At 39.1% G+C, this 12,401-nt stretch carries 12 protein-coding genes; 3 read left to right on the top strand and 9 right to left on the bottom strand.

The annotated features are described in order from the left end of the window. Positions 1-413: 413 nt before the first annotated feature. The 8 genes from AC07VK_RS01340 to AC07VK_RS01305 form a co-directional block, all read right to left on the bottom strand. On the bottom strand, positions 414-695 hold the full coding sequence (locus AC07VK_RS01340; RefSeq protein WP_492957801.1) for a YrhB domain-containing protein: 282 nt from the start codon (positions 693-695) through the stop codon (positions 414-416). Positions 696-811: 116 nt separating this feature from the next. Beyond that, positions 812-1,339 (bottom strand): hypothetical protein, encoded by a 528-nt coding sequence (locus AC07VK_RS01335; protein WP_492957799.1) that lies wholly within the window; start codon positions 1,337-1,339, stop codon positions 812-814. Between the two features lie 499 nt (positions 1,340-1,838). Further along, the gene (locus AC07VK_RS01330) at positions 1,839-2,840 is read right to left on the bottom strand and encodes an aldo/keto reductase (protein WP_492955545.1); all 1,002 of its coding nucleotides are present in this window, start codon (positions 2,838-2,840) and stop codon (positions 1,839-1,841) included. 81 nt (positions 2,841-2,921) lie between these two features. Next, entirely contained in the window at positions 2,922-3,827 is a 906-nt protein-coding gene (locus tag AC07VK_RS01325; protein WP_492957797.1) for a helix-turn-helix domain-containing protein, read from the bottom strand. Positions 3,828-4,174: 347 nt separating this feature from the next. Beyond that, positions 4,175-4,813: a DUF6266 family protein gene (locus AC07VK_RS01320; protein ID WP_492957795.1), complete on the bottom strand. Its 639-nt coding sequence runs from the start codon at positions 4,811-4,813 to the stop codon at positions 4,175-4,177. A 261-nt stretch (positions 4,814-5,074) separates the two neighbouring features. Then, positions 5,075-6,334, bottom strand: coding sequence for a DUF2264 domain-containing protein (locus AC07VK_RS01315; RefSeq protein ID WP_492957793.1), 1,260 nt, complete (start codon positions 6,332-6,334; stop codon positions 5,075-5,077). Between the two features lie 10 nt (positions 6,335-6,344). After that, positions 6,345-7,541: a glycoside hydrolase family 88 protein gene (locus AC07VK_RS01310; protein WP_492957791.1), complete on the bottom strand. Its 1,197-nt coding sequence runs from the start codon at positions 7,539-7,541 to the stop codon at positions 6,345-6,347. A 370-nt stretch (positions 7,542-7,911) separates the two neighbouring features. After that, a complete protein-coding gene (locus tag AC07VK_RS01305) occupies positions 7,912-8,799 on the bottom strand; it encodes a LysR family transcriptional regulator (RefSeq protein ID WP_492957789.1) in 888 nt (295 codons plus the stop codon). Positions 8,800-8,890: 91 nt separating this feature from the next. Between AC07VK_RS01305 and AC07VK_RS01300 the strand changes: the two genes are divergently transcribed. Next, the gene (locus AC07VK_RS01300; protein ID WP_492957787.1) at positions 8,891-9,613 is read left to right on the top strand and encodes a class I SAM-dependent methyltransferase; all 723 of its coding nucleotides are present in this window, start codon (positions 8,891-8,893) and stop codon (positions 9,611-9,613) included. A gap of 145 nt (positions 9,614-9,758) precedes the next feature. Here AC07VK_RS01300 and AC07VK_RS01295 read toward each other — a convergent pair whose 3' ends face one another. Then, on the bottom strand, positions 9,759-9,995 hold the full coding sequence (locus AC07VK_RS01295; RefSeq protein WP_492957785.1) for a hypothetical protein: 237 nt from the start codon (positions 9,993-9,995) through the stop codon (positions 9,759-9,761). A 189-nt stretch (positions 9,996-10,184) separates the two neighbouring features. On the opposite strand from AC07VK_RS01295, the gene AC07VK_RS01290 reads away from it, so the two are divergent. Together AC07VK_RS01290 and AC07VK_RS01285 are read left to right on the top strand one after the other, a co-directional pair. After that, entirely contained in the window at positions 10,185-11,594 is a 1,410-nt protein-coding gene (locus AC07VK_RS01290) for a S41 family peptidase (protein ID WP_492957783.1), read from the top strand. Positions 11,595-11,666: 72 nt separating this feature from the next. Beyond that, positions 11,667-12,254: an RNA polymerase sigma-70 factor gene (locus tag AC07VK_RS01285; RefSeq protein ID WP_492955554.1), complete on the top strand. Its 588-nt coding sequence runs from the start codon at positions 11,667-11,669 to the stop codon at positions 12,252-12,254. The last annotated feature ends 147 nt before the right edge of the window (positions 12,255-12,401 follow it).

The following is a 12,401-nucleotide window of genomic DNA, read 5'->3' as shown; positions in this document are numbered from 1 at the left end:
AATTATATCAATTTCTAATAAACCCTTTTCTCCTGAAAAATCTATTGCACTACTATAATTCCAATGGTTAATCTTTTATTACAAAGCCTGCCACAACTAGCTGATTGTAAACATATTACACCTCGAAAATTATGAAAGTTTAGGATTGCGACTTTCTAAATTTTAGAACTATGGCTTTTTTAGATTGGTACGCGTTAAAAACTCGCACCAGCACCATTTATCTAATAGCAATCCGCTCGGACCAGCAGAGGATAACAGGAAGAAGACAGCCTTTTGTTAAAAGCTTTTAATGAAGGTATTAAGATCTCCCAACTGGCCAAACTGCATGGGCGCTCCTATGGCGCAATAAAAGCCAGGCTCATCAAAATGGAGATACTGGAAAAGTAAAAAGCCCGGCATATGCCCTGATAAGATTATTTATTTTCATACTGCCTTATATAATATTCTAGTGGATATGCTGTACCAGTAACATATTTTTCTCCAGTCAATTTATTAATAATTATTGGACTATTACCCACTATCATGTCAGAGAAATCATTTGTTTCTAAAAATTTTTTATTCGTATAGAAAAAGACCCAGAATTCTTTATGTTCAATTGTCTCATCACCCAAAACAATTAAACTATCATCAACATATTTATACTTTTTATTTAAATATACCTCTAATTCTTCTCTAACTAAATCTACTTGTCTCATTGTTATTTATTATTAGTTGGAATGAATGAAAAATCTTTATATCCAGAGCGGCTGGGCTCCTAGCTACTAAGACTTGCGCTAGTGAAAATCCGCTCGAACTGCAGTATGTAGACCTATTAATTCATATAAATTTCTTCATTATTTTTTGTCTTTTTTCTAACTCCATCGACAAGAAGTACTTTATACAAATAGCCATTTCTTTGACGGGTTTTGGATAATCGTACCGAAACTTCAGTATCTACAAAATCCTTTTCAAGATGCTTGCCGACCTTAATTCTTCCATCTTTTATTAAGTTATCTTTTAAATAAGATTCAAAATACTTGTACATGGAAGTAGAATGTGAAAAAAACTCAACACAATGTATTTTTTCGTTTAGGATAGTAATCCTAAAGCTTTCATTCTTTAAGCTATCTTGACTGTTATAAGATCTTATTTCATAATTCTCTTTTGAGCCAGCATACTTCTTGGTGTCAGGGTCTATTTGAAAACCATAAAGAGATATCTTGCTATCAAGTTTTTCTACAGAAACATTAAAAAGAATATTTTTTAGATCTTGATATTTCGCGTAATATTGGGCAATTAATTTACCATTAAAAGCAAATAGCATACAAATGGTCAAACTAAAAATCCTGTAGTTTTTCATACTAGTTAGTGTTTATGCCGCCCAAGCTGGTGCGAGCTTGTAGCTCGTATCCAAATTAACTTAAATTATATCAATTTCTAATAAACCCTTTTCGCCTGAAAAATCTATTGCACTACTATACTTTCCAATGGTAATCTTTTAATACAAAGCCTGCATCAACTAGCTGGTAGTAAATATATTATATCTCGGAAATCATGAAGGTCTAGGATTGTGACTTTCTAAATTTTAGAATTATGGCTTTTTTAGATTGGTACGAGTTAAAAACTCGCACCAGCATAATTTATCTAATTGCAATCCGCTCGGACTAGCAGGGGCCCGGCAAAAGAGCCAAGCTAGTTATTTTAAAGCACAAGTCAGCCACTTTACTTCCTCACCAGTTAAGACTTGCGCTAGTAAGGAGCTAGTGAGGGGGCAATTATGAAAATAATATTCTATTTCTGTAAAGAAAGAAACCAAGTCTATTTCAAACTCCCAACTATAAGCATGTCATCGAAGTCCCTTAGTGGTTAACCATCTTCATTGCCCCTTCACTATAACGCTCGCCAGTGATAGGATATCGCTTGATCAGTTCATCAACCGCTGTAAGATCGTCAACTGTCAGTTCAACTTCAATGGCACCTACATTATCTTCCAGGTATTTTCTTTTTTTCGTGCCCGGAATCGGGATAATATCATCGCCCTGCGCCAGTACCCATGCAAGGGCTAGCTGTGCAGGCGTGCAGCCCTTGGTACCTGCCAGTGCAGCAAATTCAGCAATGAGCCTATTGTTACCTATAATATTTTCTTGCTGGTAACGTGGCAGGGTTCTTCTAAAATCATCCTCAGCCAGGATATTTACATCAAGTGTATTGGTAACCAGCCCCCGAGCCAACGGAGAATAAGGTACAAGTGAAATGCCAAGTTCACGGGTAGTCTGCAATATCCCATTTTCCACATCCCTTGTAAGCAACGAGTACTCACTTTGCAATGCAGCAATCGGATGCTCGGCATGTGCTTTGCGTAAAGAAGAAACAGAAGCCTCGCTAAGTCCAAGATAGCGTACTTTCCCCTCTCTTACCAGATCGGCCATAGCGCCAACGGTTTCTTCAATCGGAATGTTCGGGTCAACCCGATGGGCATAGTAGAGGTCTATGGTATCGATTTTCAATCGTTTCAGGCTCTGTTCAACGGCAACTTTCATCCAGGCCGGAGAACCATCAAAATAGGTTCCCGTTGCGCTGCTGGGGCCGGCAATTCCATCTTTAAAACGGAAGCCAAATTTGGTTGCAATAAATACCCTGTTGCGGTTAGGTACAAGTACCTTAGAAATGAGCGTTTCATTGGCTCCGTTTGCATACATATCGGCCGTATCCCAAAAATTGATCCCAAGATCAAGTGCTTTTTCAAGCGTCGCTAAACTTTCTTTGTCGTCTGTAGGCCCATACGCAAAACTCATGCCCATGCAGCCTAAACCAAGTGCAGACAGTTTCTCGCCGGTTGTCCCTAAATTTCTATATTTCATTTTGATAAGATTTTGTTACCTCAAATGTAGATAAGAAAGCAAAACCGCGACTTATAAGCATCAAACAGATCGTTATAATATTCAAACAGTCTCTCTTAGTCTAGTAGGTGCAGAACCAGTGTGTTTTTTAAAGAACAATGTAAAATAAGAAGGGTATTCAAAGCCCAGGCTGTAGGCAACATCACCGATATTCCAGTCGGTATGCTGCAATAGTGCCTTAGCCTCTTTAACGATCCTGGCAGCGATATGAGCGCTTGTGGTTTTACCGGTAACTTCTTTTACAGAACGGTTAAGGTGATTGATGTGTACGGATAAAGCGTCGGCATAATCGGCAGGGGTTTTCAGTTTGAGTACAAGCGTAGGAGAATCTATTGGAAACTGCCTTTCCAGCAGTTCAAGAAATAAGGCAGAAACCCTTGAAGAGGCATTAGCGTAGGTATTAAAATTTGTGGCCGGATTATTTTTCATCGCCTCATGAATCAGCAGGTGCAAATAGCTACGCAGTACATCGTACTTGTGCGGATAAGTTGAGTTCATCTCTGCCTGCATCTTTTGAAATATGGCCGAAAACTCGCGCAATTGAACTTCATCTGGAAAGAATACCGGATTACAGCCAACCTTAAACAAAGGCGAATCGCGCAGGTTATTTACCCGTTCGCTATGCTGAATGAAATCTTCGGTAAAAAGACAATACCAGCCCGACTGCTGATCTGAGTCTGCTTCCCAGGAATAAGGCACAATAGGGTTTGAAAACAGCAGCGCAGGCCGGTCAATTTGTATCCACTTATCTGCATAATAGATCTTTCCCTTACCAATAATAAGTGAAACCTTATAAAAATCGCGGCGACTGTATGGACTCACCACGGCGCAGCTCTCTCTTGTAAACACGTTGATGTGCCCAATGCCAGCATTATCGAGCGGAACATCTGTGGGCGCATGGCCCGGCAGCCTGTTATAAAAATCGATAACGGTCTCTGCTTGTTTCATGCTGTAAATTTATAAAAATCAAATAATATACCTTGCATAAAGCAAATTGATTGACCCTCTATCGCCAATTCCATAAGTTCCTAAAACAAACTGCTGATCAGAATTAATTAAACATGTGTTTTTGATGGAGAGATATCCATAGATTATGTTTTTTCCAATCTATTTATCCAAAGCCTTTACTAAACCAAAAGTATCTTCCAATAGTGTGTAACGATCAATCCCTCAACAATATTTATTTCTGTGCGCTCATATAGCGTTTAGCGACGTACATAAGCTGGTTTCTCAGCATTATCAATCATAAATTGCCTTGATAATATTTTAATGGAGTACGGCTGGTTATCGGCATCTTAAATGATAATATTTCCTGTGTAGCTACTCATTGCAATAGACTGCCTGTCATCTGAAATAAATGAAATCCAGGTATGCAGTTCATTGTCTTTTTCAAATGCGGGGATTTCAATTGTCTCCATGCCATCAATTCTTCTTGCACCACTGAGTTTAAAATATGCCCGCTGGGCTTTAACATTATAAGCAATTACCATCACCTGATCTGTTTCCCTAATCGAGTTATTAGCTGTGTTATTTTCCCAGCTGAAATGAAGGCCCACATCGTCTTTAACTACGCTGGGCTTTTCTGCACCCAACAAAGTTCCAAAGGTTAGACATACCTTTGCACAATCAATTTCGCCATTTGCATCTAATGCGTTGAGCATATTGTACGACTTGGCTGCATTATGCGCAGTCATCATCCTCAGTTTAGATTCGAGATTGTACCCTACCCTAATGAATGTAATTAAGGGTTTAAGGAAATGCTGCATCCTGGTAAAACCAAACCTGCAACGCTTTTGCTGGGCTGTGCCTTTTTTATTTTTTACACTGGATTTAGGTAAAGCTTTCATTACCCATTGTCCATTTAGTTGATAGCCTATTACGCTCCCAACTTTCCCGGTGAAACCACCGTTGATTCCTTGTTTGAATATTGCCATAATTTTAAAAATTATGGGATGATTAACACTAAGATAAAAAAAGAATTGTAATCGATATACTATTTCAACAAATTTAGCAGGGACTTAAAACATAGTTGGTTCGGGTATAATTGTCACAACGCTGTTTTAAGTCCGAACCAACTCCGAACCAAGCCCGCCCTAACCCTTAGTTTTTCCAAACCAAATCCCGATTCATCAAGAAGCTTAACTTAACAAGTTGAATCGAATTTAACTTTAATATACAGCCTCCTTTTTTCTAGGTTAAAAATCTACATGATAATCTTTGGAGAACGGTTTTGCTGCCCAGGCTTTTTTTGATGTCCACTCTGCAGAAGGTGCCGCCCAAAACTCATCGCTAGCCGGCAAGCCCAAAGGAAGGAATGATAGTGTAGCCATATACAAACTGCCTGTAGAAGTATAATAATCTGCTATTTCAGGATCATGGCCGCAAAAACCAAGCTGTAACCATCCTTTTGCATCAAAAGTTCCGGGAACATCATATATGTTCTGTTTCACTTTAGTTAAGGCAGAACGCACTTGAGCAGGCTGAATAGTGGCTGGTAATTTATGCATTAAAGCAATTTGGCTTAATGCCTGAAAAGCGCCTGTCCTGTAAGTAATTGAACGCCCAATTGGTGGGTAGGTTCCTTCGGGAGAAATCATGCGCTCTTGTCCTACTACGTAACGCTGCATCCTTTTTACGGCAAGATCGTACCGCTCTTTTTTGATTAACTTTTTATCAAGCATAACAGCTAGCGTATCCACCATCATCGGATGGATTACAAATGAATTGTAATAATCAAAAGCCATGTTTACGCCATCACCATACCAGCCATCTCCTTTATACCATGCGTTTAAAGTATCAACACCCTCATTTAAGCGGCTTTCATCGTGTGCTTCGCCAATTGATAATAAAAAGGCTTCGGTAATAGAACCAAATAACAGCCAGTTGTTTTTAAAGGGCTTTCTGTTCCTCAACGATTTAAATGAAGAAATAATTTCGCGCTTCGTTTCGGGCTTTAAAGGCTCCCATAAAGCTTTAGGTGCCCTTAAAAAAGTTTGTGCCAGGTAGGCTGAATCAACAATCGGCTGATAATCTTTGGTAAAATTTAGTTTATCAGGACTGTTTGCCGCAAAACAGCTATCTAATCCCCGAATAGCCTGTAATTTCAATGTGTTTCTTAAAACACCTTCGCTTGTGGTATCATCAGGTAACGAAAGCCAGGGTGCAATTCCGGCATAGGTACGGCCAACAGCTTCTAAGTATGATACAGCAGGTGTTCTGGAGTCGAATTTCGGTGCCGTAACCACTGGCATATTTTTAATCAGGGTTCCATTGGCCAAATTGGAAACAACGGGGCTGGCAATTTTATACAGTAGTTTATACCAATATTCTCTGTCGTTTTTTGGTTGAGCACCTGTATTTTTATTAACTTTTGTAGCGGATAAAACTTCGTTGGGATTAAACAGTCCAAATATGCCAGTTAATGACAACGCGCCTATAAATTTTCTTCTTTCCATTTTATGTGTGTTATAAATACCAGTTTTTATAGCGCATTAGCGCCTCTAGATAGTAATAATCGGCGTAACTCAGCGGAACGTCGACTTCTGATTTAAGGGGTAAGGCTCCTGTACTGTGCATCAGTAAAAAGCCGCCATTTTCACCCAGCTTTGCAGTATACGTATCAGATGAAAGTGAAATGATCATTTTCTTTGCTTCGCTTACATATAATTTTCGCTCGCTTTTTGTTGCATACTGTCCTAATTCCAACAAACCAGAGGCAATAACCGCAGCGGCAGATGCATCGCGGTAAGTATCTGGAATGTTCGGTGCGTTAAAGTCCCAATATGGAATCTGATCGGCAGGCATATTCGGGTGGTTGATGATAAATTTGGCAATGTTTTTTGCCTGATTAAGGTAATGTTTGTTCTTGGTAAAACGGTACATCATGGTATAACCGTATAATCCCCAGCCCTGCCCGCGGCTCCAGGCCGATTCGTCGAACGCGCCCTGGGCTGTACCCCTTTTAAGCACTTTGCCAGTGGTCATATCGTAATCTACTACATGGTAGGAACTATAGTTTGATCTGAAATGGTTTTTAAGCGAAGTATCGGCATGATTGATGGCAATTTTCTTGTATTTCGGATCGCCGCCATGATCAGACACCCATGCCAATAACTCCAGATTCATCATATTATCAATAATAACAGGGCCTTTCCATTGTTTACTACTATTCCACGATTGGATTACTTTAGCAGCCGGACGGTAACGTATGGCAAGTGAAGCAGCGGCAGTATCGATAGTAGGTTTATATCGCGCATTACCAGTAATGCGGTAGGCATTGCCAAAACTGCAGAACATCATAAAACCTAAATCGTGGTTTCCGGTATAATGCTTCTCTTTCTCGAGTACAGCAAGGCGTTTTTCTGCCTCTTTTAAGGTGCCGGAATCTTTGGTATATTCGTAAATATAAAGTAGGGAACCTGGATAAAAACCACTGCACCACCATTTGGTATCGCTGGTTTCCAGCTTATTATTTTTTGCGTAATAGGTTTTCGGCATGCGGTCTGCCGGTGTATTTTTGGCCAGTAACCGATATTGTTTCTGCGCAAATTCAAATTGCCTGTCGAGCAGGTTTTTCATTGCTTTTTTTTCATCAGCTGCCTGTTGTGCGTTAGCCATTACTGCTGCAGCCAGAAAACATACGGCGAACAATAATTTCTTCATAGGTTAGGTAAATTTGTAAAATTCATTTTGCATTAAGCCTTAACATCGGCTTTTGATCTTGGTTGCGGCAAATTTGTGCTTTTACAAGTTTAAAAGAGGTGAAAATCGGAAATGATAGGGTAGAAAATCGGAAATCAACTACCTTTTTAGGGTTAATTTTACATCAATCCATTTTCCTGACCGTGTTTATGCAGTTGACCGTTTCTTTTTGAAAAATAACACTCAATGGGTGGTTATAGGATTTGAAATCTGTAAAAACGACTGCCTCCCATCTGAGAACAGCCTTTCTTACAATTTCACTGGTCTTTAATCAATGGATTATATTGATTAATAATGGTACTTGATTTCGTTATACAGACCTTATTGAAAATCAATTGATTTTTAACTCGGCATAGTGTTTAATAAACCAGGTTAATGCCGGATTTTTATTCGATTCCTTATAAGCCAATACCACTTCGGTATTAACCGGAATAGCATCAAATTCAATAAAAGACACTTTCAGCTGTGCATATTGTTTTTTTAACGACAAGGGCAGAATAGATACCCCCAGGCCTGCTTCTACCAGCTGTAATATAGAGTGTACATTGTTTGCCTCATGGGTAATATCTGGACTAAAGCCCATCCGCTGGCAAATTTCCATCAGCTTCTGGTTATACTGAGGCGCAAAATCTTTATTAAAGAATATAAAGGGACTTTTCTTCAAAAAATCGGCAAGTCCGTTCCTGGCATCAATTTTTTGGTCGGTTAAAGGAATAACCACCACAAATGGATCAAAAAACAAAGATTCTACTTTCAATTTTTCTGATAAAACCGGGGCTCTTAAAATCCCCACATCTAAACCACCATGTTCTAATTCTTTAATTTGAGCAAGTGTAGGTACTTCAAACAAACTCGTCTTCAGATAAGGGAATTCCTGGTGCATCAATTTTAAAATTTCTGCCAGGTGCGACTGGTAAACCGAGCTGATGTAGCCAATCTTTAATTCGCCGCTAACGCCTTCATGAATTTTACGGACCACTTCTTTACTTTCTTCGAGTTTGGCAAACATGGTATCTACTTCAGCCTTAAAGTACTTTCCGGCATTTGTTAGTGCAACCCGCTTATTACTCCTAAGAAACAATTGTACTTCGAGTTCTTCTTCCAGCTCTTTAATCTGCCTGCTCAGCGGAGGCTGCGAAATGAAAAGTTTTGCTGCAGCTTTAGTAAAATGAAGTTCTTCTGCAACAGTTTTAAAATACAACAAATGTCTGAGTTCCATATTTATAATACTTAATAGGTATCGTGATATGCTAAAATTGATATTTTACAAATATGATTAACAGCACTAACTTTACAAAAAAATTAAAGCAATGAATAAAGATTATTCGCATAAGGCAACAAATGAAGAAATTAAAACAAGGTTTGATAACGATGTAGAACGTTTCTCTAACTTAGAGAGCGGACAGCAAACCACCATCGATGCGCCACTTACTATGGAGTTATGTACCGGAGCAGCCAGATACATTAATCCGAATGCGAAAGAACTGTTGGATATTGGATGTGGTGCGGGCAATTACACCTTAAAAATGCTCAGTAAAATTCCAAACCTTAACTGTACACTTAACGATTTAAGTTTACCGATGCTAGCGCGTGCAAGCGATAGGGTATCGGCACAAACCACGGGAACAGTAACTGCTATACAGGACGATATGCGGAACCTTAATTTACCTGATCATCACTTCGATATTATACTTGCTGCGGCAACATTTCATCACTTGCGCACTGATGCCGATTGGGAACTTGTTTTTACTAAAGTTTACCGGGCTTTAAAACCTGGAGGCAGTATCTGGATTTCAGACCTCATTGCACACGATTCTGTATTGATCGATAACCTTTTTCAAGATCAGTACGGGGCCTACCTGGAAACACTTGGCGGTGCAGCATATAAGCAAAAGGTATTTGATTATATTGAATATGAAGATACCCCTCGTTCTTTAAACTATCAACTGGCTTTATTGCAAAAAGTTGGGTTTAGCGTTACCGAAATTCTGCATAAAAATTCTTATTTCGCAGCTTTTGGCGCGATAAAATAAAACGATTAATGCCAGGTGATATTACAACTATGACCTGGTTTAATCTTCTCCCACACTTAAATTAGGCGGATAAACGATTATATTTCCACCAAAAAAAATAGTCTTAAGTTTATTTAGAAGTGATTTATTTGCCCCCCCGGCAGAATTACTCATAGCTAGGCTTAAAACCTTTGCTTAATGCTATTAATTCGTCTTTGTTGATCAGGTTCGGATCTTCGGCCTGTCGCTTTAAAAAGTTAACCGGAACTTTTACGGTACCGTTTGTAGTACGCAATATGCAAACTTCTTCATTTGCAGTTGAGGATACATAATGCCCGATTTCGGATTCAATTTCAGATAAACGGATCAGCAGTTCGTAATAGATATAGAGCGGAAAATTCACAGCACAAAGTTAACATTATAAAAGCCAATGTTTAATTATTGTTATGTTAAGGTTAACCGATCCTGTAATAATAATTTAATAAACGAAACCATTCCTTTTAAGGCTATATGCGATAGATAAACGCGCTTTAAAATTAATCCCGGCTTAACAATAGTAGCTTTAAGTTTGCTCTTAAAATTAGGAAAGGTAATGACAAACCCCATAACCCATTTAAAAAGAATAACTTATTACAGCATTTATCTTGTCATGCTATTTTTAGCCATTCTGCCATCTTGTAAAAAGGGCAATAAAAAGCCCGATTATCCAATTGGAAGCAATGAGAACATCAACACCTGGATACTCGATAGCCTTAAACGCTACTATTATTGGAATGAGCAATTGCCTGCTGATCCTAATCTCAGTTTATCACCAAAAGATTTTTTTAACTCCATCCGCAATTCATCCGATCGCTTCTCCTATATCAGTATTCCTAACGACCCCACCACAACGACTCCAAGTAATAGAAATTTTGGTTTTGATTATGCAATGGTAAGCGACCAAAACAGCACTAAGGTTATCGGGATCATTAAAGTTGTACTAAAAGATTCTCCGGCTTCAAGGGCTGGTTTAAAACGTGGAGATTATATCAGTAAAATTAATGGCAAAACCTTAACCGCTGGTAATGCACAGGCTTTGCAAACCGAAATATTAAACAGCGACCGCTTTTCATTAGGTTTAGCCGAGCTGAATAACAATACCTGGACAGATACGCGCAGTGTTGAATTAAGTAAAGGTATAATACTCGACCAAGGGGAAATTAGTAAGGTTATAGAAAGCGATGGAAAAAAAATTGGTTACCTCTATTTTCTGGATTTTAATGGCGGTTTGGCCAGCTCGCTCACCCCAATTTTCAGTAATTTTAAAACAGCAGATGTATCCGAACTTATCCTCGATCTCCGTTATAACGCGGGTGGCCAGGTAGCAGAAGCAGCTGGCTTGTGTGCCATGATTGCTAAAAATGTATCGTTCGATAAACCTTTCATTACCTACAGGGGCAATAAAAATGGCGGAGCCAAAACAGAATCTATCGGTACTGCAGCTACTTTCGATGGTACCGTAAATTTCAATACCCTCTTGCAACAAAACCTTGGCCTAAGCCGGGTTTATATTTTATCAACAGCCGCCACAGCATCTGCATCAGAAGTCATGATCAATAACCTTAAGCCTTTTATCCAGGTGGTGCTAATCGGCGAAAAAACAAGGGGAAAGGATGAAGCATCGTTCAGGATATTTGATGCCCGAAGTCCGAAACAGGTGAACTGGGAAATGCACCCGATTGTTTATAAACTTTTTAATGCACAGGGCATCGGCGGCTATAGTGCTGGGATAAACCCTGATATCGCAATCAATGAACTGGGTATTTTGCCCTTGCTTCAACTGGGTGATGCTGCAGATCCGATGGTAAAAGCAGCAATTGCTGCGATAACAGGCAAAGCCATCAAAACTTCGGTTGCCATAAATAAAGTGGTTTCCGAAACCTTTCGGGCAGATCGTATTTTAATGGATTCGGGGGCAGAATCTGCCCAACAGAGTACCGTAACTACGCACCGATTAAGGTGATAGAAAAGGTTTTCATTGTGTTAACATTAACTTTAAACACGACCACTAACTTGCCTCCCATAACCGCTACTTATGGAACAGTTGGAAGATTTTAAAAACGCAAAACTCCTGAATGCAGTAAAAACTGGCAATTCAGCTGCTTTTAATGAAATTTACCATCAGTACCGCAAAAAAATATACGGTTATGCTTACCATTTTACACGAGACAAAGAAGAAGCTGAAGAACTAACACAGGATGTTTTTGTGAGGCTTTGGGAAAACAGATCGAAGATCGATCCGGAAAAGAATTTTGATGCCTTTCTTTATACGCTTATCCGAAATAATTTCCTCTCTACACTTCGTAAAAAAGCCAAAGAAAAAGCCTATAGCAATGAAAACCTGAAGCATGAGCAATCTTTTAATGCCATAGAAGACGAACTTAATGCCAAAGAAACTAAACAGATTGCACAGGAAGCGATAGAAAGTCTTTCTCCGCAGGTAAAAAAAATATACCTGATGAGCAGAAATGATCATCATACACATGAGGAAATATCGCAGTTGATGGGCATCTCCAAAAACACGGTAAACAATCACCTCAAAAAATCGCTTGGAATTATGCGGAAATACTTTAGAACGTACGCTCCAGAAACAATCTTATCTTTACTGGTATTGTTTTGTTAATGGGTGGCGTGGCGCCTTAAGAAAAATGCCCTGTCCCATTTCCCACCATCCATTTTCTATCTTCCGTCGTTTCACCATTAAGAAATTAAGGACATTAAGATTTTTATAGCGCCTCCCCAAGACGCGTCCTCCTGAACTTGTTTTATT

This window comes from Pedobacter sp. GW821-FHT01D05 (genome assembly GCF_059422505.1).
Note: the sequence above shows the minus strand (reverse complement) of the source record. Positions and strands in the feature narration are given on the sequence as shown.